We start from the raw sequence: 21,900 nt of genomic DNA on the forward strand, positions 1-21,900 counted from the left end.
CTGCGACACTGGACCCCATCTCCCCCCACCCGAGGACGCCATGGATGCCCACGTCGACGTGCTGGTGATCGGTGCCGGACTGGCCGGCCTGGTGGTCGCCAACCGGCTCGCCGACCGGGGACGGTCTGTCGCGGTGGTCGAGAAGCGGAGCGGACCGGGTGGCCGGGCCCGGACCACCGAACTGGGCGACCATCTGGTGAACCAGGGCCCTCACGCCCTCTTCCTGGAGGGTGAGGCCATTGACGGACTCCGGACCCTCGGGATCGAGCCGACGGGCACTCCACCGCCGACCCGGGGTTCGATGGCCCTCCACGGAGGCCGCCTGCACCTCCTCCCCTCGGGCCCGACCTCCCTCCTGCGCACCGGGCTCCTCAGCGTCCGGGCCAAGGTGGAGGCCGGTCGGCTCCTGGCCGGGCTGCCCCGGACCGATCCGGGGCCACTGGACGGCGTCCGAGTGGGCGACTGGCTGGACGGTGCGACCTCGGATCCGGTGGCCCGGCACCTGGTGGAGGGCGTGGTCCGCCTCAGCACCTACGCCGATCCGGTCAGCCACCGGGGCCTGAGTGCCGGGGCCGCCGTCCGCCAGGTGGTCCGGGGCATCGGGGCCGGCGTGCTCTACCTGAACGGCGGCTGGCAGCAGATGGTCGACGCCCTGGTCGACCGGGCCGTGCGGCGCGGGGTCCGCTTCGGCTACGGCGACCCGGTGGCCACGGTCGATGTCGATGACACCGGCCTCGTCGTCAGGACCGCCTCCACCGATGTCACGGCCCGTGCCGTTGTCGTGTCGGCGGGCGGACCCTCGACCGCCGAACACCTAACCGGCGCCACCGGCCTGTCCGGGGCCGTCGGGCCGCCCGCTCGGGTATCCGTGCTGGACCTCTCCCTCGATCGTCCACCTGGCCATCGCTTCCTGCTCGGGTTGGACGAGCCGGTCTACGGATCGGTCCACGGGCCACCGGCCCGCCTTGGACCCGACGGCACCGCCGTGCTGAGCCTGGCCCGGTACCTGGGCACGGACGAGCAACCGGATCCCGACGAGAGCCGGGCGGCCCTCGAGGCGGTGGCGACCGCCATGGGCGTGGACCCGTCGATGCGACTCGGGGAGCGCTATCTGCACGCCATGACCGCCACCCACGGCCTGCCGCTGGCCGACCGGGGCGGATCTGCCGGCCGCCCAGCCCTCGACGCCACGGGCCTCGAAGGGGTCTTTCTGGCCGGGGACTGGGTCGGCCCCACCGGCCTGCTGGCCGACGCCGCGGTGGCCAGCGCCGAAGAGGCCGCCGATGCCGCTCTGGCGGCGACACGATGAGCGACCCTGACCGGGCTCGGCACCCGGACCGCCGATGATCGCCACCGATCCCATCTGGTACGTGGCCTACGGATCGAACCTGCTTGCGGACCGCTTCGAGTCCTACATCCTCGGCTGTGGCGACGATGCCGCATGGGGCGGCCACAGGGGCAGCGCCGATGCGACGCTGCCAGCGGGCGACCGGCAGGTCGTGGTCCCACACCCGGTGTACTTCGGCGGCCACTCCCGACGCTGGGACGGTGCCTGCTGCTTCTGCCCGGTTGAACCGCTGGGCGACGACCGGCTGCCGGTGGTCGGACGGGCCTGGCTGGTCATGTGGGGCCAGATGGTCGACATCGTGGCCCAGGAGAATGGCCTACCCACCTCGGCCGCCACGCTCCCCGGCCTGGTGCCCGAGCCTGGTGCCGCGGTCCGGGTGCTCGACGGCGTCATCGACCTGCTGCTCGGCATGGATGACATCGACGGCCACCCTGCGTGCACCCTGGCCTCCAGCAACCTGCCACCGGCTGCTCCGCCCAGCCCGTCCTACCGTCAGGTGCTGGCCGCCGGGATGGCGGAGATGGGCCTGGCCCCCGAAGTGGCGGAACGCCATCTGGTCGACCTCGACCGCACACGCTGAGCGGCGGGAAGGTCGGGCGGTCGATCTGAGAGGTTGATCTGAGAGGTCGGTACTGGCCCCTCGGGGTACCGGGGTGGCTGTCTCACCCCTCGTTCATGATTGGTCCATGACCGATCTGGTGACTCTCCTTTCAAGGCAGGGTGGTCCGGTACCTGCGGTCGAGTCGGCTGCGCTGGTGGCCGCCGGGTCGTCTCCGGAGGGGTTCACCCGCTCCCTCGCGGACCTGCTCGCCGGTGCCGTGTGTGACGAGATGACGCCTGATGTCCGGGCGGAGTGGTTGCGCGCCTGCTCGGTGTTCGATGCTGCGGTGACCACTCACCGTGCGCGTGTTGTGTCCACGCCGCCGGGTGTTCGGACTCAGCGAGCCGTCGAACGTTCCACCGACCTGGTGAGGACCACAGGCTTGTCCAGGGGTGACGCCCGGCCAGCGGTCCGAATGGCAGACACCCTGGCTGCGATGCCGGAAGCGGCTGACGCTCTGGCGGCCGGTCACCAACCGGTCGAGAATTCGAAGCCCGGCCCCGGAACAGACAGGGTGACATGCCGGACACCACGCCGCCAGACAGCCACGACCCGCCAGACAGCCATGACCTGCCGGCCAACCGCGGCCCACCAGCCGGGCACACCTAGATGGTGATCAGGCCCCCGTTGGGAGACAGCCACTGGCCGGTGGTGAACGAGCTCTCGTCCGACGCCAGGTAGAGGGCGGTGGCGGCGATCTCCTCGGCTGTCCCCTTCCGCCTCAGGGGCGTCATCATGACCATCGGAGCCAGCATGGCCTCGTCGACGCCCGCTGTCATCGGAGTGTCGATCACCCCCGGAGCGATGGCGTTGATACGGATGCCCATGGCCCCCAGCTCCCGACAGGCCGCCCTGGTGAAGCCCAGGATGGCTCCCTTGGCGGAGGCGTAGTGGATCGGTCCCCAACCGGCCAGTCCCGCGATGCTGGAAAGCGTGATGACCGATCCACCCCTGTCCATGAGCCTGACGGCCTCACGGGTACACAGGAAGGTGCCACCGGCATGGATGGCCAGCATCCGGATGAACGCACCGTGGTCCATGAGGGAGATCTGGGGGCCCTCGCCTGCCAGCATCTCGTCGAAGCCGTCGCCCGGTAGCCGGTCCACGCCGGCGTTGTTGACCTGCACGTCGAGCCGTCCGTAGGCGCCGTATATCTCGGCGAAGACCGCTCCCATCGCCGCCTCGTCCGACACGTCGCCGGCGAAGGCCCGGTGCCCGTCACCATCCAGCAGGTGCACGGTCTCGTCGGCCGCCTCCCAGCGGAGGTCCTGGGCGGCCACCGTGGCTCCCTCCTCGGCGAACCGGATGGCCATGGCCCTACCAAGGCCGGAACCCGCACCGGTGATGCAGGCGATCCTTCCGTCAAGTCGTCCCGTCATGGATGCTCCCTGCTGAGGTTGCTGCCCGATGCTGGCATGAACGCTCCGTGGTGGACGATGTCCGACTCATCCGGGGTGGCATGCGCAGGCTCCGCCACACCCGCCCGTCGACACCGGGCCGGCAGCCCGGTCCGATCCGGAGGCGCCTACGGCGGCGAAAACCGAAAGCATGCGGCGCGCCCCGTCGTGGCCGTTCGGGCAGGTTGCTGGATCCGATGACTCGGCCATCGGGCGACGCATATCGAAGACCGAGCCGCATTCGCCGCATCGGTAGTCGTAGGTGGGCACGGCGGCGAGTGTAGGACCACCTCCCCCGGCGGGCACACTGTGGCCGTGAACGTGGTCGTCATCCACCAGAGCCGCACCGGCAACACCCGACGGGCGGCCGAGTTGATAGGTGGAGCCGTCGCCGCGACCGGAGCGACGGTCGCCGTCCGTCCGGTCACCAACCTCGACTACAAGGAATTGGCCCGGGCCGACCTGGTGTTCGTAGGCACATGGGTCGACGGGCTGATCCTGTTCGGCCACCGGCCGGGCGACGCCGGCAAGGTGATGCAGATCCCCAGGCTCTGGGACAAGAAGGTGGTCGCCTTCATGACGCACGCCGTGAACCCCGGCAACGCTGCCGACAAGTTGGCCGCCCTGCTCACCGGGCACGGTGCCGAGGTCGTGGCCGCCCGGTCGTTGAACCGTCGTCGCCTCGACGACGAGGCTCCGGCATTCGCCGCCGAGGCGCTGGCCGCTGTCGGCGCCGGTAGCTGACCCGCAGGCCCGCAGGCACGTAGACAGGACCGGCACGCAGACCCCGGACAAGCCGGCCCGCAGACCCTCAGACCCGGCGTCGCGGTGGACGGGCCGCCCTGATCCTGTCCACGGTGAAGACGGCCAGACCCGTCCACACCAGGACGAAGCCGACCAGTCGACCGGCGCCTAACGGCTCACCGAACGCCAGCACGCCCAGCAGGAAGTTGATCGAGGGCGACAGGTACTGCAGGCCTCCGATCACCGACAACGGGACCCGCCGCACACCCCCGGCGAAGAACAGCAGGGGGATCGCGGTGAACGCCCCGCTGGCCACCAGCACCAGTGCCTCGGTGGGCGTGGCGGTCAGCAGCACCTCGTGGCCGCCAGCCGACCGGATCGCCAAGAACCCGACGGCCACCGGCAGCATGACCGTCAGCTCGATCGCCAGCATGTCCAACGGCGGTTGGTCCACCTTCTTCTTGATGAGTCCGTAGCTCCCGAAGGTGGCGGCTAGGAACAACGAGACCCAGGGTAGGCGCCCCATGTCGACGGTCAGCCAGACCACGCTGGCAAGGCCGAACGCCACGGCGACCCACTGGCCCCGGCGCAGGCGTTCACCGACCACGACCACGCCCAGCACGATGCTGACCAGCGGCGTGATGAAGTAGCCGAGGCTTCCCTCCAGGACCCTCTCGTTGTTGACGGCCCACACCCATACCAGCCAGTTGGAGCCGATCAGGATTCCGGCCATCGCCTCCAGGCCCAGAACTCTCAAAGACCGTGTCGCCTCACGCACGTCCCGCAACGATCGGCGGACCAGGTGCACCACGAACAGCGCCACGAACGTCCAGAGCGCCCGGTGGGCCAGCACGTCCATCGCCGGAACGGCGGCCACGCCACGCCAGAAGGCCGGCGACACGCCCCACATCACCTGGGAGGCCAGGATGAACAGAAGGCCCCGACGCATCGGCGGAGTCTCGCCGCTCGAGGGGTCATCCTCCACTACGTTTCGGCCGGTGCGGATAGGGCTGCTGAGGTGTGACGAGATCTTCGAGGACCTGCAGCCGCGTTACGAGGGCTACCAGAAGCTCTTCACCGACCTGTTCTCGGCGGTCGAACCCGGCGTGGAGTTCGTCGACTACCCGGTCATGGATGGCGCCTTCCCGTCGGCACCCGACGAACAGGACGGCTGGCTCATCACTGGATCGGTCCGCGGGGCCTACGAGGACGAGCCGTGGATCCACGACCTGCTGGACCTGGTACGGGACCTCGACGCCGCCAGAGCCCCGACGGTGGGCGTGTGCTTCGGCCACCAGGTCATAGCCCAGGCGCTGGGCGGCCGGGTCGAGCGCGTCGAAACGTGGGGCATCGGCAACCGGGCGATCCACGTGGACCAACGGGAGGGCTGGATGACTCCGGGGCAGGACACGGTCGGAATCTTCTACTGCCACCGGGACCAGGTCCTGGAACTGCCGGCCGCCGCCCGCCATCTGGCCTCGTCGGCCCACTGTCCCCTGGCCGCCCTGGCCGTCGGTGACCACCTACTCGGCATCCAGGCCCATCCGGAGTTCGATGCCGCGTACGCCGAGATCCTCTACCGGGGCAGGTACACGTCGTCCAGCCCGCCCGGCGTGTTGGAAGATGCCCTGGCGACCCTCGACGCACCTCTCCACCGGGTGGACGTGGCTGGTTGGATGCTCCGCTTCCTGCGGGGCGACACCGACTCATAGGACGCCGACACATAGGTAGGACTGGACACCACCGGTTGCCAGTCCCGGCCGAACCCGGCACTGCTGGTAACCGGCTGCTAGCCCCGGCCTACCACCTTGACCGGACGGGTCACCACGAAGGCCAGAGAGGCCATGACCACTCCCATGCCGACGGCCTGCAACCCGCCGATCCGTTCACCCACCAGCCACCAGGCGTAGAGGGGCGCCACCGCTGTGAATAACAGGTTGATGAGGCTCATCATGGTCAGCGACGTGTGGCCGTGGGCGTAGTTGGTGAGCAGATGGCCGGTGCCGGGCAGGACGGCCATGGCAACCACCAGTAGCCAGTCGTCGCCGATCGGGAGCGCCAACCCGCCCTCGATCACCAGGGCGAACGGCAGGACGGCCACCGCGGCGACCACGGTTAGGGCCAGCTGGTAGTTGGCCGAGTCGACCGTCCGACGGGCGCGCTTGCTCGCCACGTAGTAGGCGGAGAACAGGAGCATCATGATTAACGCCAGCAGGTCGCCCTGACGGGTGGCCACGCCGCTGGCGTCCGAGGCGTACATGGCCAGCACGACGCCGCCGAAGGCCACCACCGACCACCCGTAGATGGCACGGTCGGGGCGCTCTCCGAACATGGGCCCGGCCACCGCCAGAAGGACAACCGGCTGCAACGACGCTATGACCACGGCGTTGGCCGCGCTCGTCCGCCGCATGGCGAAGATGAAGAACACCAGGTTGATCCCGAACAGGAGGCCACCCACCACCGAGTGACGGACGTCGTCGAGGCTGAGGCGCTTCCCAGAGGCGATGACGACGATCCCGTAGAGCAGGGCCGCAATGGCAAGGCGCCAGCACACGAAGGCCATCTCGTCCATGGCCACCTTCTTGACGATGCTCGGACCTAGCGCCATGAAGCCGACGGCGGCGATCGCCGCGGCGCGGCCACGCGCCGCCCGATCCTGCATGCGACCACCCTGCCACCCCGGTGTCGGAGGCCCGGTGTCGGAGGCCCGGTGTCGGAGGCCCGGAATCAGCGCGGTGTCGGAGGGTCAGCCGCCTCCCACCTGACGACCAGACGCCGCGTCCTGTGCCGCCTGCAGGGCGTCCGTCAGGTCCTGTGTCCAGGCCCGCAGGGTGCTTCGGGCCGCCTTCGGCTCCGGTGGGTCGATGGCCGGCCCCACGACCATCCGAACCCTCGTGGGTCGGGGAAGACGGGCACCGGTCGGCATGGCATCACCGGTTCCGGCGATGCCCACCGGCACCACCCGGGATCCGGTCTTGGCCGCCAGCCACGCCGTACCGTCGAACAACTCGGCCACCCGATCGCCCTCGTGCCGGGTTCCCTCCGGGAAGACCAGCAGCATGTTGTCGTCGTCCAGCAGTTCGCGGGCGACCCGCATCGACTCGCGGTCGGCTGAGTCCCGGCGCACCGGGAAGGCCCCCAGGGAGGCCATCAGCCATGCCGTCGGCGATGACTTGAACAGGCTCTCCTTGGCAAGGGACCGCAGGCGCCGACGGGTCAGCGGCGAGAGCATCAGCGAATCCAGGTTGGAGCGGTGGACGGGAGCCAGGATCACCGGTCCATCGGTTGGAATGTGCTCCCGACCGGAGACCCGGGTCCGGAAGTAGGGCCAGAGCAGGAACCGGACGAGCGATCGGACTGTCAGGTAGACGGGCGTCGCGGTCCAGGCCCCGCTTGTACGCCGGGCACGGTCCTGGCGGTCCGAGGCCATGGTCGATGATGGCCGCCTCGGCCCGGGCCAGGATGTCGGCATGGACCTCGGGGGCTTGCTCCTCGGTCGCATAGGCCAGAAGCTCTACCTTGTCGAACTCATGGACCCGCAACAGGCCCCGGGTGTCACGGCCCGCCGAGGTCCACACCGCGGCTGCGGGCGATACGGGCGCTCAGGACGTCGCGCAAGCTGACCATGCCGATCAGCTCGCCGTCGACGACCACCGGCAGGTGCCGGAAGCCGCGGCTCAACATGAGGGCGGCCGCATCCTCGGTATCCAGGTCTGGCGATGCGGTCTCGGGCTCGGGGGTCATCCACCGGTCCACCGGAGCTTCCCTCAGGTCGACCTCCTCGGCGGCGGCCCGTAGGACGTCACGCTCGGTGAGGATCCCCAACAGCATCCGACCCTGGACCACGACCACCGAGCCGAAGCCGCCACGGACCATCACCTGGGCGGCGTCGCAGACCGAGGCCTCGGACGACAGGGTGACCACGTCGGGCGTCATGACCTCGGCAAGGGAGACCATCAGCCGCTCCCCCCGACCTCGTCGACCTCCCGGTCCAGCCGCTCACTGGCCGGAACCTCGAGGTCCCGATTCAGGGTGCGCCAGAGGTTGCCAGCCCACACGCTGGTGTGCGGCCACTCCCGCCAGAAGGCCTGGAGGACCACCGGATCCAACCGCTCGGCGGCTTCGGCGGGCGTGCAGGAACGGGCCAACTCGTCGAGCGAGTCGATCACGCCGAGTAGTCGTTCGGACGGATTGTCAGCCATGGTCCTCCTAGCCAGCCGAACCCCAATCATCCCCCGAATCCGGCGGATCGGCAAACGCACCGGCGTGTCAGCCGGCGACGTCCGCCTCATGGTCGAGCAGGGCGAAGGCCCCGCGCCGACCGGTGACAGTTGCGTCCAGGCATAGCGCCAGCCCAGCACCCAGGACGACCCATCGCAGGCCGACGAGGTCGCCGAGGATCCCGAAGGCCAACCCACCGATCGGGATCCCGCTGAGGATCGCCACCAGGAACACCGACATCACCCTTCCTCGGAACTCCTCGTCGACCCGGAGCTGGAGGGCCGTGCTCAGCGTCGTGCCGTGGAGCATGTGCGCAGCGCCTGTCAGGAGGTAGCCGAACATCCCGACGCCCAGCCAGGACGACGAGGCCACGACGAGCAGACCGGCCCCGTAGAGGAGGATGGCGCGGCGCTCCAGCACCGCGCGGGACATGCGCCCACCGCGGCCGCTGATGAAGGCGCTCGCCAGCAGGGATCCCACCCCGAGGCTCGTGGACAGGACCCCCAGTCCGCCGCCTCCCCTCCCGAACAGGTCATCGGCGACGCCGGCGGCCAGCGAGAAGGCGAACACCGCACCGAGGCCAGCCACAGTGAATGCCAGGCGGAAGGCAAGGCGCATCTCCGGCCGGGTCCGGACGTAGGCGAGGCCCTCCCGGAACTGGTCACCCAGGGAGCCGTCGGCGCCGGAAGGCGCCCAGGTCGTACGCACCGTGGCAAGGATGCCCAGGCCCACCACGTAGAGGCCCAGCGCCACGGCGAACGCGAGACCCGGCCCGTGGAAGGCGAGGGTCACGGCTGCGATGGCAGGACCCACCGAACGTCCGACGGTGAAGGTGATCGACACCAGCCGTACCGCTGCGACCAACGACTCGCGGGGCACCAGGACCGCCGCCATCGACTGGATGGGTGCCCACTGGAACGACGCAGCCGAGCCGCCGACGAAGTTCAGCAGGAGGATGCGCCATGGGGTCAGCTGGCCCGAGGCGTAGAGGCCGACTACCACGGACATGGTCGCCACCTGGAGGGACAGGCCGACGAGCAGCAGCATGCGGCGATCCATCCTGTCTGCCAGGGTGCCCGACAGGGGGGTCCCCACCACGGCCGGGATGAGCGCCACGAAGGACGAGGCCCCGACCCACGTGTTCGAGTCGGTGAGCTGGTTCACCAGAAAAGGGGTGGCTAAGCCACCCAGGAACTGGGCGATCCCGCACAGGGTCTGGCCGGCGGCGAACCGGGCGAAGGCGGGGTGGCGCAGCGAGCTGAATGGGCTGGACTGTCCGGGCGCTGCCGATCGGGCCTCGCCGCTCACCGGGTCAGGAACAACTGGAATTCGACCAGGCCGTGGTCCTCTACCGACACCACGATCGACGCACTCGGTGCCTCGATGGCGTGGTCGGCGAACACGATCGGGAACGAACCGACCACCGTGACCACGTCGCCGACCAGCGTGGCCGCTACGGCAACATCGACGGCGCCGGCCACACCGTTGATGGCCACCGTGCCGGCCGCCACCACCTCGATCGACGTTCCGTCCCCGGCCACGTCCCCGAGGGCGACTGGCCCGACCAGGGTGAACGTGGCCGTGGGATGGTCGTCGGTGTGCAGCGCACGCCGGACCCTGCCGTCGCGGTACACCTTGTCTGACCGCAGGCCGCGCAGGTCGGCCGTCACCTCTACAGCCAGCAGGGCATCATCGGAGAGCTCCACGGACCCGGCCACAAGCGGTGTGCGGCCGACCGCCGTGTTGGCACCGATGCCGTTGCCCAGCACCTCCTCGACCCGGTAGCCGACCCACGCCGAGGTGAAGTCGTTGAACGAGCCGATGGTCGTGTCGACAGTCCAGGTTCCCGCCGGGCCCGCCACGGACACGGCCGTCGTGGAGGCCGGAGCGGTCGTCGGCGGCGCCGTGCTGGTAGCAGACGCTGTCGTGCCGTAGCCCGACACGGTCGTCGTCGGAGTGGTGCTGGAAACCGGAGTGGTGCTGGAAGCCGACGTGGCGGCGGCCTGCGCCTCGCTGGCCGTCTCGACCGCCGAGGCCAGGTCCGGCGCAGGTGGCGCATCGGAACGGACCAGGAACCACCAGCCGGCGACGGCCACCGCAACCACGCCGAGCACCATCAGGGCCAGCCGCCGCCTGTCCATGGCCAGACCCTAGGGCCGGATCCCCGATCGGTCCCGGTCGGGACTCGGCCCGTAGGGTCCCGTGCGATGAAGTTCGGAATCTTCTACGAGCACCAGATGGCCAGGCCGTGGGCCGACGGCGACGAGCACCGGCTCTTCAAGGACGCCCTCGACCAGGTGGAGCTGGCCGATCGGCTGGGATACGACTACGTGTGGGAGGTCGAACACCACTTCCTCGAGGAGTACAGCCACAGCTCGGCACCGGAGGTGTTCCTCGCCGCCGCCAGCCAGCGAACATCGAGGATCCGGCTGGGCCACGGCATCACCCTCCTACCGGGCGCCTACAACCACACGGCCCGCGTCGTCGAGCGCATCAACACCCTGGACCTCGTATCCGACGGTCGGGTCGACTTCGGCTCCGGCGAGTCGTCGTCCAACGCGGAGCTGGACGGCTTCGGCGTCGACCGGACCACCAAGCGGGACCAGTGGCTGGACCACATCGAGGCGGCCACGCGGATGATGGTCGAGGAACCGTTCGCAGGATGGGACGGTCCGTGGCTGCAGATGCCCCCGCGCAACGTCCTGCCCAAGCCGTACCAACGCCCCCACCCGCCGCTCTGGGTGGCGTGTAGCCAGCGGGAGACCATCCACCTGGCCGCCCAGAAGGGCGTCGGCGCCCTGACCTTCGCGTTCGTGGAACCCGGCGAGGCTGAACAGTGGGTCGGCGAATACCACGACATCATCGCCTCGGAGGCCTGTGTGCCGGCCGGATTCGCCGTCAACGCCAACATCGCCTGCGTCCTACCGTTCATGTGCCACGAGGATGAGGAGACGGCGCTGGACCGCGGCATCGACGGCGCCCACTTCTTCGGCTACTCCCTCGGCCACTTCTACGGTTTCGGCGACCACCGTCCCGGGACTACCGATATATGGGCCGAGTTCCAGGAGAACCGCGCTGCCTTCGGATTCGACCGGGAGACGGCGGCCCAGACGGCGGTCACCCTCAGGGCACGGATGGAGAACGAGGGCCTGTTGTCGCTCCGGGGCGCAATAGGCACCCCGGACCAGATCCGCGAGCTGCTCCGGGAATACGAGGCTGCCGGCATCGACCAGGTGATCTTCGTGAGCCAGGCGGGGCGAAACAGGCACGAGCACATCTGCGAGTCGATGGAGTTGTTCGCCCGCGAGGTCATGGGTGAGTTCGCCGAACGGGACCCGGCCCACGTCGCGGCCAGGGACGAGAGGCTGGCCGGCGCCGTGGCCGCCGCCCTGGCCCGACGGGACGGGCCGCGTCGGGTGGACCCGGACTATCGGATCCCGCCACCCACCGCCCAGCCATGACCCGACGGTCGGTGGCCATCACGGTCACGGCCGTGGCGCTGCTGGCAGCATGTTCCGGACCGAGTTCCGACGAGCCGGCGAGCGCACCTGCCGCCGGCGCCGGGGCCGGCACCACGGTGGCCACGATCACGACGAGCGCCGCCGCCACGACCACCACGACCACGATCGATCCGGATGCCGGCCGAGACGCCGACCGTCTGCAGGCCCTCATCGCCGAGGCGGCAGCCTTCACCCAGGCCGAGGCGGCCCTGCTACTCCCGCCCGACATAGACCCGAGTGCCGGCGGCGCTCCCGGATACACGCGTTACGTGTTCCGCGAGACCTCGGCGGGCGTTGCACCGACCCTGGTCGAAGGCCCGCTGGGTCGCCAGACTCGCTGTCAGGACCCGAGCCTGCCCTGTTCGTACAGCGACCTCGTAGACCTCCTGGACTCGGGCGAACCCATTCCGGCAGCCCTCGACCTCACGCCCGACCAGCTTGCGGCCCTGGTGTCCGAGTTGGACAGGCTGGCGGAGTTCGCAACCCGCCACCCCGGCGCAGACGACGCCTGTGCCGCCGGCTTCGTGTCAGATGCCATCCAGACCCCCAACATGGGGTCCCACTTCTACCGTTCCGACTGGTTCGGCGACGGCTTCGACCCATCCCGGCCGGAGATCCTCATCTATGCACCGTCAGACGGCTCCCTCGTCTCTGGCCCACTCGGCAGGTGCGGGCCGGACGGCTGGCACGGACCGGAACTCACGCTGGTGGGAACGGCGTTCCTGGTGCCACCGGCGGTGATCGGCGTCGAGCATCCGGAGGCGTTCAGCGGAGACCTGGACAACTGGCACTCGCACTTCAACATCTGTCGCGGCAATGCCAGCGGACGTGACTCCTTCGTCACCCCTACCGAGTGCGAGGCTTCAGGCGGCAACTGGCACAACGCCATCGGCTGGATGCTCCACGCCTGGGTCGCACCGGGGCACGACAACCAGCTCGGCGTGTTCTCCATGTGGAACCCGACGATCGCCCCTGTCGCCGAGCCTGACGCCATCCGGAGTGGACGCGTGGTCCGGGGCAGCGATTTCCCGGAGGGGGCACACCAGTCCCTGATCACCAACTTCGCCTTCGAACCGGTGATCGAGGTCGCCATCGGCCAGGACGTGTACTTCAACAACAGCGACTCGGTCCCCCACACCGTGAGCGCCGGCAGCGAGGACGACCCCAACCCGGACGCCTTCGACTCCGGCCTGCTGAACCCGGGCGACAACTACCGGCTGGAGACGTCCGAGGCGGGCACCTTCACCATCTACTGCGCTCTGCATCCCGACATGACGGCCACGGTGATCGTGGGCTGAGCCCGTACCGGTCGACCCGTGGGCCAGGCCGGCCACAGGGTCAGGAGCCAGGCCCGACATCCAGCTGACGACATGTTCAGCCCAGCCGACCGGACACCAGCCAGGCCCGTCGACCACCCGACTCCGGTAGCAGTGCCTCAGCGCAACCGGCCCGTGAGGAACCACGCCTGGCGGCCGCCGAGTTCCAGGTGCAGTGCCTCGGTGAGGCCTGGCTTGACCTGGCGGGCCAACTTCCTGTCGGCCACCAACACGCCCAGCGACCATCCGGCGAACCCCTCTGCGGCCACCCGACCCAGCGTGGCATAGAGGTTCCGCAGGTCGCCGCCGGCCAGCCGGCCACCCCACGGCGGGTTGGTCACCAGAAGTCCCGTCCGGCCATCCGCCCCCTCCGGTCGTACCAGCTCCGCTATCGGCGCACTCCGCCACTCGATCAGATCGGCCACCCCGGCCCGCTCTGCATTGGCCCGGGCTGCATCAACCGCCCCGGCATCCCGATCGACCGCCAGGATGGGCGGCAGATCGCCGGCGTCGACCCGTCGCGTGTCGACCTCGGCCGACACGCTGGCCCACGTCCCGGGCTCGAAACCAGGCCAGTACCGAAACGCCAGCTCACGGCCGGCCGCCGGAGCGACGCCGGTGGCCCGCAGGGCCGCCTCGATGGCGATGGTCCCCGACCCGCACATCGGATCGACCAGCGGGGTGGTCGGATCCCACCCTGCGGCGACCAGGAGGCCGGCGGCCACCGACTCCCGGAGGGGCGCTTTGGCGGTGGCCTGCCGCCATCCCCTCTCGTGGAGGGGCGCCCCCGACGAGTCGACGCTGACCGTGAACCGGTCGTTCACGGCCCGCACCACCACCAGCTGGTCACGAGCGCCTGCTACCGGCGGGCCCAGCGCCTCCTCGAAGCGCTGGGCCACCGCACCGTCGTGCCAGAGCTCGGAGTTGCGGGTGGTAACCCGGAACCGGGGGGCGTCCCCCGGACCGATCCAGTGGTCCCAGTCGACCTCACCGATTCGACGCTCCAGGTCTGGGAAGGTACGGACCGTGAAGCCAGCCACCCGGACCAGGACCCTGGTGGCACAACGTAGGAACACGTTGGCCGCGTACAGCTGCCTGGTGGTCATGTCGACCGAGACCGATCCCTTGGATGACCGCCCGGACCGGACCCCCAGGTCGGCCAGCTCGTCGTCCACCACAGCCTCAAGGCCGGGTGGGCAGACCACCAGGCACGGATGGACGGCCGACCGGCGACTACTCACAGGCTGACCCCGGTAGGGCCGCTGGCCAGGCTTCGTGGCTGCGCATCTGGGACCTCACTCCGGAGCCCGCAGACCGGGTGGGCGGCCGCCGGTTCGGGTCTCCAGGGAACCAACCTCATGACCGGGTACGCCTAGAAGCCGATGGGTGCGGTCCGCACCTCGCTGACACCATCGGGATCTCCGGTCAGGTCTACGCGTGACCGGTCCCGGCGCCCGAAGAAGAAGAGCGCCAGTTCGCCGGGGTCACCGGTGGCGGTCACCTGCCGGCTCCCGGAACGGACGGCCACAGGCTGGCCGCCCGGACGGGCGATCGACAGGCCCACGTCCTGCACACGGCGGGTCCTGAGCTTCGTACCGCTCTTCTGGAAGGGCCATAGGGCGTCCTGCAGGTCGTCCAGGCCGGACCGGGGGGCCCATCCGTCGACGGCCCGTCGCACGTCCTCCAGGTGGACGAAGTACTCGACCAGGTTCACCGGCCCGTCGACCAGTCGGATGGGCCATGGCGGACCGGAACGGATCCGGGTCACCAGGTGCTCGAAGGGCACCCGTTCAGCCGCCCGGCGGGTCACCCGGGCGGTGTGGCGGGCGAACGGGCCGGACAGAATCAGGCCCGGACCGACGTCGGGGCGCCGGTCACGGACCATCAGGTGGGCTGCCAGATCGGTGGTCGTCCAGCCCGCACACAGCGTGGGGGCATCCGGCCCGACCTCGAGCAGCAGGTCGCAGAGGGCGGCCCGCTCGGCCTGGGCGAGGTCTGCGCTCATACGGGCGCCACCGACGTGTCGGGCACCCACGATCCGTGGAAGCCGTCCGGAACCCTGCGCGGCAAGTGCACCCGGGCCACGGAGGGCCCGGACAGGTCGGATCCGTCCAGGACCACCAGGTCCGCCGGCCCTCCGGCCCGGTCGTTGACGCATACCAGGATCCAGGCATCACCCTCGAGGGTGGACCCGGCCTTGGGGACCACTATCGGTTCGGCGCCGAACCTGTCCGTACCATGGTCGTGGACCACGGTCTCGCCCGTCTCCACGTCGACCCGGGCCGTCGGTCCCAACCCGAGGCCGGCTGCGGTGAAGGCGTAGCGGTGGCGCTGCGTCCCTACCCGCGGGTCATGGGTCGGGAACTCGTGGGCACCGTCGGCGAGCGGCGTCTCGGTGACCCGGCCGGCCACCGGGTCGACGGTCCAGCGTGCCAGCGTGGGTGTCGAGTCCCCGGCCGGCCCGAGCCGGTCGCGATCGAACATCGTGTCGTACCTGCACACGTCGACCACGACGGTGCCGTCCACGGCGTCATAGGCGTTGACGGGATGGAACACGTAGGCCTGCGGAGCCTCGCACCAGACGATGTCGTCCGCGGTGCCTGACCGGGGCAGCACCCCCACCCGGGCCGCATGGCCCGGGTTCCAGGAGAACGGGAACGGCGAGCCGCCCATCGCCCTCTCCAGGTCCAGGCATACCGGGAGGTCGTAGACGAGCACGCTGGAGGCGGTAAGCGACATGTCGTGGACCATGGGCATACCGTCGACCGGTATGTCGGTCACCTTCGACACCCGACCGTCAGGGTCGACCACCACGTGCTGGACCCGGTCCAGGGCCTCCGGGTAGGCGTAGCAGACCGCGTGGAGTTCGCCGGAGGCAGGGTCGAACTTGGGATGGGCGGTGAAACCGGCGGGCAGGGTGCCGCCGAACCCGTCGAACCCGATGGTGTCCAGCTCGTAGGTGAGCGTCATCGGGGTGGAGCCCGCTTCGACCATGGCCCAGGTCCTGCCGGCGAAGCCCCCCACGGAGGTGTTCGGACCGAGGTCACGGCCACCGAACGACATGCCGGACGGCGCCGGCTCGCCGAGGGCCGCGGCCACCCGTGGGCCCCGTACCCACCGGTTCCGGTACCACTCGGCACGGCCACCCCGGAGGCGCACGCCGTGCACCATCCCGTCGCCGAGGAACCAGTGGTGGGCGGACGGGTCGACGGCACCCAGCGGGTTGGGGCCGTTGCGTAGCCAACGCCCCTCGAGCTCCTCCGGAATGGTCCCGGTCACGGGAAGGTCCACGGCGGTCACCTCGTCGGCCACCGGAGCCATGCTCCCCTCCAGGTACCGGTTGGTTTGCGACATTGGTTCAGCCTTCCACATCGCCCGGCAGCGACTACCGTCCGATCGGTGACCCAGACGAGCAGCCAACGTCCGCAGACCGGCCTCCCCACCACCGTCATCGGTGCCTACCCCAAGCCGCAGTACGTACCGGTCTCGGACTGGTTCGACCTGCCGGACCGCGACTACGCGGGTCGCTGGGCCCACGAGATGGAGGCGGCCGGCGAGGACGCCGAGGCGTCGTTCGTGCGGGCAGCCGCCGAGGTGATCGCCGACCAGGTGGAAGCCGGGATCGAGGTGGTCACAGATGGCGAGGTACGCCGCGAGAACTACATCCACTACCACTGCCGCCACCTGACCGGCTTCGACTTCGACGACCGCACCGAGTCGACCATGCGGGGCGTGCTGACGACCACCCTGCCCACCATCACCGGCGCGGTGGCCGCCGGCAAGGCGTTCCTGCCCCACGACTGGCGGGCCGCCCAGGCCACCACCGACCATCCGGTGAAGGTCACCATCCCCGGACCGTTGACCATCTCCGACAGCACCGTCGACCGCCACTACGGCGACCGTGCAGCCCTGGTGGCAGACCTGGCAGCAGCGGTGAACGTCGAGGTCAGGGCCCTGGCCGATGCCGGCTGCACCCACATCCAGGTCGACGAACCCGTCTTAGCGCGGCGGATCGACGACGCCCTGTCCTTCGGGGTGGACGCCCTGGCCGCCTGCTTCGACGGCGTACCCGACCACGTGGTGCGCACCGTCCACTGCTGCTGCGGCTACCCACGGCACCTGGACGACGACGCCTACGAGAAGGCCCCTCCGGAGGCCTACCTGGACCTCGCCGAGGCGATCGACGCCGCCCCGATCGGACGGTTCAGCCTGGAGGACGCCCACCGTCCGAACGACCTTGCCGCCCTGCTGCCCCGGTTCCGGGACACCACGGTCATCCTCGGCTGCGTGGCCATCGCCAGGAGCCGGATCGAGACCGTGGACGAGGTGAGGGGCCGGCTCACCGGGGCCCTGCTCCACATCGACCGGGAGCGCCTGGTGGCAGCGCCTGACTGCGGGCTGGGATACCTCGGTCGGGACCTGGCCATGGCCAAGCTGAGGGTGCTCTGCGAGGCCGCCGCCTCAGTCTGATCGCGTCCGGCTCGTTCCTGGTGTCGCCGGACGTTGGATGGCGCGATCTACTCCTCGAAGAAAGCCTGGGTGACCTCGCCTCGCAGCACGGCCTTGACGACCTTGCCGCCGGCATTGCGGGGTAGGGGCCCGGCCCACACCTCGAGGTACTCCGGCAGCTTGTAGTCGGCCAACTTCTCGCCACAGAAGGCCCGCGCCCCAACAAGGTCCAGCGACGCTCCATCGACCAGAACCACCACAGCCTTGACCTCCTGGCCCAGCGTCTCGTGGTCGACGCCGTACACCGCGCACTCGGCTACCGCCGGATGCTGTTCGAGGCAGGCCTCCACTTCGATCGGGTAGACGTTCTCACCGCCCCGCAGGATGAGGTCGCGCAGCCGGGAGGCCAGGAACAGCTCGCCGCCCTGCAGGCGTCCGTAGTCGCCGGTCCGTAGCCACCGGCCCGGCAGGAAGGCCTGGTCGGTGGCCTCCACATCCTCCCAGTAGCCCAGCATCACCAACGGGCTGCGCACGCAGATGGAGCCGTTCTCACCGTCGGGCACCTCGACCCCGTCCTCGTCGACGATCCGCACACCGACCGTGGGCATGGCCATCCCCACGCTGTCGGCGTTGGCCTGCAGCATGGCGTTGCCGGCGTGGCTGACCATGCCGCCCGACTCGGTGAGGCCGTAGCCGGAGGTGAACGTGTCGACCAGGTGGGGGAACCGCTCCTCGGTGGCCCGCACCAACTCCGGCGTGGTCGCCGAGCCGCCTATGGCCACGTTCTGGACCAGCGAGACGTCGAGGGTCTCGATCATCGGATCCTGGAGGAGACGGAACACGTGGGTGGCTGTGCCATTCCAGGCGTAGATGCCCTCCTCGGCGGTGAGCTGGATCACCGTCGCCGGATCGAACCGTCCCATGGGCCAGACGTTGCCGGCCCCGGTGGCCATCGGCGTGATACTGGCGCTCTGCAGCCCCGAGATGTGGAACATGGGGAACACCGCCAGGCGGGGACGGCTCGGCCCCGTCGACGGCAACCCGACCGACGCCGCCTGGGCGGCGCCCAGGAAGGTCACCACCTGGACGAAGGCCACCACGCTGCGATGGCTGAGCACGGCCGCCTTCGATCGGCCGGTGGTACCCGATGTGAACTGCAGGAGGGCCGGCTGGTCCTCGTCTATCGGGATGTCAGGCAGGGCGGCGTCGGGGGCGAAGCCCTCCAGGTCGACGAAGTCCTCCTCGATGACCACGACGGGCATGCCGGGATCGGCACCGTCCAGGCGGGCCAGCCGCTTGGCGTCCGCCACCAGCAACGCCGGCGTGGTGTGGGCAAGAGCGTGCACGATCTCGTCGCGGGTCCACCAGCCGTTGCAGGCCACGGCCACCGCGCCCAACGAAACCGTGGCCCAGAACGTGATGATCCATTCCGGGCAGTTAGCGGCCAGGATCGCCACCCGGTCACCGGCTCCAACTCCCCGATCCGCTAGAGCGGCGGCAACCGATGCCACCCGTCGCTCGTGGTCGGCGAAGGTCAGCGCCCGCCGGCGCCCCCCGTTGTGGAAGACCGCGTAGTCCGAGTCGCCGAACCGGCCAGCCTGCTCCAAGAGCTGTCGGAGCGACCGGGCCCGCTGGACGAAGACCTGCATAACTTCTCCCAGCACGTCCTCGTCAGCCATCTCGAACGGGGCTCCCGGCGCCAACAACGCCATGACAGCCGCCGCCGGGTCCTGTGACCCGGAGTCGGCTTCGTTGGCCCCGTCTGGCTCATGGGCCACGTCGGCCTCGTTGCTCACATCGTCCGGATCAGTCACGTCGGCCGCGATCCCTTCCTCGTCAGGCTGTCGGCGTTCCGACCAGGTCGTCGCGCAGCGTGCGCTTGACGAACTTGCCGTTGGCGTTGCGGGGCAGCGAATCGTCCAGGAACCAGACGTGCTCTGGAACCTTGAAGCCGGCGATCAGGGTCCGGGTGTGCTCCCGGAGGCCGTCCGCCGAGAGGTCCACGTCGGGTAGCAGCACGACGGCCACGCCCACGACCTCGCCGTGGCGGTCGTCGGGAACAGCGAACACGGCCGCCTCGGCAATCGCCGGGTGTTCGTAGATTGCGGCCTCCACCTCGGCGCAGTAGACGTTCTCGCCGCTGCGCAGAACCATGTCCTTGGCGCGGTCCACGAGGAAAAGGAAGCCGTCGTCATCCAGGTAGCCGATGTCGCCCGTGTGGAACCAGCCGTCGGTCAGGGTCTCGGCGTTGGCCTCGGGCCGGTTCAGATAGCCCCGGAAGACGTTGCCGCCACGCACCCACAACTCGCCATGGCCACCCGTCGGCTGGTCGGTCCCGTCCTCGCCGACGATCCGGGTCTCCATGAGCGGGCAGGGCGAACCGGCCGATGCCGGCTTGGCCACGAAGAACTGGTTGGCGTTGATGGTGATGACCCCGTTGACCTCAGTGAGCCCGTACCCGGTGCTGGGCCGGCCCTCCAGGCGTTCCTCGATCTTGTGCACCAGGTCCGGCTGGACCGCGGCCCCGCCGCCGCCCAGGTGGGCGAGGCTGGAGGTGTCCCGCCGGTCGAAGTCCGGGCTGTTGATCAACTCCCGGACCATGGTGGGGACGCCGGTGAACGTCGACGGCCGCTCCCTCTCGATCAACTCGAGGGCGACCTCTGCGTTCCAACGGTGCATGAGGACCAGGCGTCCGCCGACCGCCGTGACCGGATGGAGGCAGCAGTTGCAGCCGGTGACGTGGAACAACGGCACGGCCAGGATCGAACCGGGGTACGACTCGCCGGCCTGCTTGTCCGAACCCGCGGGCGGATCGCCGGCGGCTATGGCCATGTCCTGGGCTGCTCCGGCCATGGTCTGCCAGAAGGCCAGGTTCAGCAGGTTGGAGGCGGCGCCCCGGTGGGTCAGCACGGCGCCCTTCGGGCGGCCGGTCGTACCCGAGGTGTAGAAGATGCAGATGTCGTCCTCGGGTCCGATGTCGGACATCGGGGCGACGGGCAGGACGCCGGCGTCGGCCACGGCGTCCTCCCACCGGACGGCGTCTTCGGGCAGCTCGGCGTCGGGGCCCAGGCGGACGCCGACGACGTGCACGGGTCCGTGCGACCGCAGGCCGTCCAGGTACGGGGCAATCCGTTCGAGCCTCTCGGCGTCGCAGACCAGGGCCATCGGAGTCGAGTCCGTCAGGCCGAACTCCATCTCCGGTCCCGTCCACCAGGCGTTCAGGCCGACCACCGCGGCGCCCAACTTCACGGTCGCCCAGTAGCCGAGCACCCACTCCGGGTAGTTGCGCATGGCCAGCGCCACCCGGTCGCCGTGTCCCACTCCGTTGGCCGCCAGGTGGGAGGCGATGGCGTCCACCTGGGCGTGGGCCTCGGCGTACGACATGCGCTCGTCCTGGTAGACGAGGTAGTCGGCATCGCCGTGGGCGGCCGAACCCGCCCACAGCAGGGCGAGGTTGGGCGGGGCAGCGTCGTAGGTGCGGGTCGGAACGCCCCTCACGTCGGTGACCGACCAGGCGAACGGGGCACCCGGTGCCGTCAACGCGGCCCATGCCTCTCGATAGTGCTGGTCCATCTGTTCACCCTCCGAAGGCAGTATGGCAATCTGCAGGCAGCCGTGAAGCTGACTGTCGGCATCTTTTTTCGGCCGGTGCAGGCGGTCGACCTCGACGGGTGTCGACACTAGATCCACGCGCCCACGGGTCATGCAACGGAGTACTGCAAACCGCGCTCGGACGTGAGCCCCGTCACGGGCCACGCATCGCGCGCCCGGTTCGGCCCGGCGCTCGAGACAGCGCCACAATGTCCAAACTACGTACCCGACCGAACCAGGACCACGACGACATGAGCGACAAGCCGGAGATCGCCTACGACGACCTCGAGGGCCTCCGTGGGACCATCACCGAGGAGTGGAGCGACTGGGGCCCCGAGTACGAGATGACGCAGGAAAAGGTGAACCAGTTCGCCGACCTGACGGGCGACCACCAGTGGATCCACGTCGACGTGGAACGGGCCACCGCCGGTCCGTTCGGGGCGCCTATAGCCCACGGCTTCTTCACTCTCAGCCTGCTACCAACCCTCAACCGGACGGGCCGTGTGAGGATCACCGGACAACAGAACGTCGTCAACTATGGCGCCGACGGCCTGCGCCTTCTGGCCCCGGTCCCGGTGGGTTCCACGCTGCACGCCCGAAACCGGATCACCGACGTCAGGGAGCACAGGAAGGGCACGCTGGTAGCCACCCAAGTGGCCATCCACGTCGTGGGCAACGACGACATCCCTGCCGTGCTGTACGACGCACTGAGCCTCTACCAGGGCTGACTCGC

At 69.8% G+C, this 21,900-nt stretch carries 21 protein-coding genes; 8 read left to right on the forward strand and 13 right to left on the reverse strand.

Annotated elements, in window-relative coordinates; all coding sequences use genetic code 11:
• Window positions 1–40 precede the first annotated feature (40 nt).
• Together MK177_05330 and MK177_05335 are read left to right on the forward strand one after the other, a co-directional pair.
• A complete protein-coding gene (locus tag MK177_05330; protein MCH2426738.1) occupies window positions 41–1,309 on the forward strand; it encodes an FAD-dependent oxidoreductase in 1,269 nt (422 codons plus the stop codon).
• A gap of 34 nt (window positions 1,310–1,343) precedes the next feature.
• Window positions 1,344–1,928, forward strand: coding sequence for a hypothetical protein (locus tag MK177_05335; protein ID MCH2426739.1), 585 nt, complete (start codon window positions 1,344–1,346; stop codon window positions 1,926–1,928).
• 626 nt (window positions 1,929–2,554) lie between these two features.
• Here the strand turns inward: MK177_05335 and MK177_05340 are convergent.
• Window positions 2,555–3,328 (reverse strand): SDR family oxidoreductase, encoded by a 774-nt coding sequence (locus MK177_05340; GenBank protein ID MCH2426740.1) that lies wholly within the window; start codon window positions 3,326–3,328, stop codon window positions 2,555–2,557.
• 333 nt (window positions 3,329–3,661) lie between these two features.
• Between MK177_05340 and MK177_05345 the strand changes: the two genes are divergently transcribed.
• The gene (locus tag MK177_05345; GenBank protein ID MCH2426741.1) at window positions 3,662–4,090 is read left to right on the forward strand and encodes a flavodoxin family protein; all 429 of its coding nucleotides are present in this window, start codon (window positions 3,662–3,664) and stop codon (window positions 4,088–4,090) included.
• A gap of 67 nt (window positions 4,091–4,157) precedes the next feature.
• Here MK177_05345 and rarD read toward each other — a convergent pair whose 3' ends face one another.
• Entirely contained in the window at window positions 4,158–5,039 is an 882-nt protein-coding gene (gene rarD / locus MK177_05350) for an EamA family transporter RarD (protein MCH2426742.1), read from the reverse strand.
• Window positions 5,040–5,088: 49 nt separating this feature from the next.
• Here rarD and MK177_05355 point away from each other — a divergent pair, with 49 nt between their 5' ends.
• The gene (locus MK177_05355) at window positions 5,089–5,802 is read left to right on the forward strand and encodes a hypothetical protein (GenBank protein MCH2426743.1); all 714 of its coding nucleotides are present in this window, start codon (window positions 5,089–5,091) and stop codon (window positions 5,800–5,802) included.
• Between the two features lie 77 nt (window positions 5,803–5,879).
• On the opposite strand, the gene MK177_05360 is transcribed toward MK177_05355, so the two are convergent.
• The 6 genes from MK177_05360 to MK177_05385 form a co-directional block, all read right to left on the reverse strand.
• On the reverse strand, window positions 5,880–6,752 hold the full coding sequence (locus tag MK177_05360; GenBank protein MCH2426744.1) for a DMT family transporter: 873 nt from the start codon (window positions 6,750–6,752) through the stop codon (window positions 5,880–5,882).
• Between the two features lie 84 nt (window positions 6,753–6,836).
• Window positions 6,837–7,520, reverse strand: a complete 684-nt coding sequence (locus tag MK177_05365; protein MCH2426745.1) for a 1-acyl-sn-glycerol-3-phosphate acyltransferase — start codon at window positions 7,518–7,520, stop codon at window positions 6,837–6,839.
• 125 nt (window positions 7,521–7,645) lie between these two features.
• Window positions 7,646–8,047 carry a CBS domain-containing protein gene (locus MK177_05370; GenBank protein MCH2426746.1) on the reverse strand — a complete coding sequence of 134 codons (402 nt, stop codon included), beginning with the start codon at window positions 8,045–8,047 and terminating at the stop codon, window positions 7,646–7,648.
• Window positions 8,047–8,292, reverse strand: a complete 246-nt coding sequence (locus tag MK177_05375; GenBank protein MCH2426747.1) for a hypothetical protein — start codon at window positions 8,290–8,292, stop codon at window positions 8,047–8,049. Before MK177_05375 ends, MK177_05370 begins: the two co-directional genes overlap by 1 nt.
• A 67-nt stretch (window positions 8,293–8,359) precedes the next feature.
• A complete protein-coding gene (locus MK177_05380; GenBank protein ID MCH2426748.1) occupies window positions 8,360–9,619 on the reverse strand; it encodes an MFS transporter in 1,260 nt (419 codons plus the stop codon).
• The gene (locus MK177_05385; protein ID MCH2426749.1) at window positions 9,616–10,452 is read right to left on the reverse strand and encodes a YceI family protein; all 837 of its coding nucleotides are present in this window, start codon (window positions 10,450–10,452) and stop codon (window positions 9,616–9,618) included. Before MK177_05385 ends, MK177_05380 begins: the two co-directional genes overlap by 4 nt.
• 66 nt (window positions 10,453–10,518) lie before the next feature.
• On the opposite strand from MK177_05385, the gene MK177_05390 reads away from it, so the two are divergent.
• Both MK177_05390 and MK177_05395 read left to right on the forward strand, forming a co-directional pair.
• The gene (locus tag MK177_05390; GenBank protein ID MCH2426750.1) at window positions 10,519–11,772 is read left to right on the forward strand and encodes an LLM class flavin-dependent oxidoreductase; all 1,254 of its coding nucleotides are present in this window, start codon (window positions 10,519–10,521) and stop codon (window positions 11,770–11,772) included.
• On the forward strand, window positions 11,769–13,109 hold the full coding sequence (locus tag MK177_05395) for a hypothetical protein (GenBank protein ID MCH2426751.1): 1,341 nt from the start codon (window positions 11,769–11,771) through the stop codon (window positions 13,107–13,109). The genes MK177_05390 and MK177_05395 overlap by 4 nt, the downstream gene beginning before the upstream one ends.
• A gap of 137 nt (window positions 13,110–13,246) precedes the next feature.
• Here MK177_05395 and MK177_05400 read toward each other — a convergent pair whose 3' ends face one another.
• From MK177_05400 to MK177_05410, 3 genes are all read right to left on the reverse strand, one after another.
• Entirely contained in the window at window positions 13,247–14,302 is a 1,056-nt protein-coding gene (locus MK177_05400; GenBank protein ID MCH2426752.1) for a hypothetical protein, read from the reverse strand.
• A gap of 197 nt (window positions 14,303–14,499) precedes the next feature.
• Window positions 14,500–15,132, reverse strand: coding sequence for a TIGR03085 family metal-binding protein (locus MK177_05405; protein ID MCH2426753.1), 633 nt, complete (start codon window positions 15,130–15,132; stop codon window positions 14,500–14,502).
• Window positions 15,129–16,481, reverse strand: a complete 1,353-nt coding sequence (locus MK177_05410; protein MCH2426754.1) for a carotenoid oxygenase family protein — start codon at window positions 16,479–16,481, stop codon at window positions 15,129–15,131. Before MK177_05410 ends, MK177_05405 begins: the two co-directional genes overlap by 4 nt.
• 45 nt (window positions 16,482–16,526) lie before the next feature.
• Here MK177_05410 and MK177_05415 point away from each other — a divergent pair, with 45 nt between their 5' ends.
• On the forward strand, window positions 16,527–17,597 hold the full coding sequence (locus MK177_05415) for a cobalamin-independent methionine synthase II family protein (GenBank protein MCH2426755.1): 1,071 nt from the start codon (window positions 16,527–16,529) through the stop codon (window positions 17,595–17,597).
• 47 nt (window positions 17,598–17,644) lie between these two features.
• Here MK177_05415 and MK177_05420 read toward each other — a convergent pair whose 3' ends face one another.
• The gene (locus MK177_05420) at window positions 17,645–19,390 is read right to left on the reverse strand and encodes an acyl--CoA ligase (protein ID MCH2426756.1); all 1,746 of its coding nucleotides are present in this window, start codon (window positions 19,388–19,390) and stop codon (window positions 17,645–17,647) included.
• Window positions 19,391–19,412: 22 nt separating this feature from the next.
• Window positions 19,413–21,149: an acyl--CoA ligase gene (locus MK177_05425; GenBank protein ID MCH2426757.1), complete on the reverse strand. Its 1,737-nt coding sequence runs from the start codon at window positions 21,147–21,149 to the stop codon at window positions 19,413–19,415.
• Window positions 21,150–21,418: 269 nt separating this feature from the next.
• Here MK177_05425 and MK177_05430 point away from each other — a divergent pair, with 269 nt between their 5' ends.
• A complete protein-coding gene (locus MK177_05430) occupies window positions 21,419–21,895 on the forward strand; it encodes a MaoC family dehydratase (protein MCH2426758.1) in 477 nt (158 codons plus the stop codon).
• Window positions 21,896–21,900 lie beyond the last annotated feature (5 nt).

The organism is Acidimicrobiales bacterium (genome assembly GCA_022452145.1).
Taxonomy (GTDB): Bacteria; Actinomycetota; Acidimicrobiia; order Acidimicrobiales; family MedAcidi-G1; genus UBA9410.

Bases quoted from the DNA above. Each gene is read 5' to 3' on its own strand.
- MK177_05330 (MCH2426738.1), top strand. From the start codon at position 41: ATGGATGCCCACGTCGACGTGCTGGTGATCGGTGCCGGACTGGCCGGC.
- MK177_05340 (MCH2426740.1), bottom strand. From the start codon at position 3,328: ATGACGGGACGACTTGACGGAAGGATCGCCTGCATCACCGGTGCGGGT.
- rarD (MCH2426742.1), bottom strand. From the start codon at position 5,039: ATGCGTCGGGGCCTTCTGTTCATCCTGGCCTCCCAGGTGATGTGGGGC.
- MK177_05430 (MCH2426758.1), top strand. From the start codon at position 21,419: ATGAGCGACAAGCCGGAGATCGCCTACGACGACCTCGAGGGCCTCCGT.
- MK177_05425 (MCH2426757.1), bottom strand. From the start codon at position 21,149: ATGGACCAGCACTATCGAGAGGCATGGGCCGCGTTGACGGCACCGGGT.
- MK177_05365 (MCH2426745.1), bottom strand. From the start codon at position 7,520: ATGGCCTCGGACCGCCAGGACCGTGCCCGGCGTACAAGCGGGGCCTGG.
- MK177_05410 (MCH2426754.1), bottom strand. From the start codon at position 16,481: ATGTCGCAAACCAACCGGTACCTGGAGGGGAGCATGGCTCCGGTGGCC.
- MK177_05375 (MCH2426747.1), bottom strand. From the start codon at position 8,292: ATGGCTGACAATCCGTCCGAACGACTACTCGGCGTGATCGACTCGCTC.
- MK177_05395 (MCH2426751.1), top strand. From the start codon at position 11,769: ATGACCCGACGGTCGGTGGCCATCACGGTCACGGCCGTGGCGCTGCTG.
- MK177_05370 (MCH2426746.1), bottom strand. From the start codon at position 8,047: ATGGTCTCCCTTGCCGAGGTCATGACGCCCGACGTGGTCACCCTGTCG.
- MK177_05405 (MCH2426753.1), bottom strand. From the start codon at position 15,132: ATGAGCGCAGACCTCGCCCAGGCCGAGCGGGCCGCCCTCTGCGACCTG.
- MK177_05360 (MCH2426744.1), bottom strand. From the start codon at position 6,752: ATGCAGGATCGGGCGGCGCGTGGCCGCGCCGCGGCGATCGCCGCCGTC.
- MK177_05335 (MCH2426739.1), top strand. From the start codon at position 1,344: ATGATCGCCACCGATCCCATCTGGTACGTGGCCTACGGATCGAACCTG.
- MK177_05390 (MCH2426750.1), top strand. From the start codon at position 10,519: ATGAAGTTCGGAATCTTCTACGAGCACCAGATGGCCAGGCCGTGGGCC.
- MK177_05385 (MCH2426749.1), bottom strand. From the start codon at position 10,452: ATGGACAGGCGGCGGCTGGCCCTGATGGTGCTCGGCGTGGTTGCGGTG.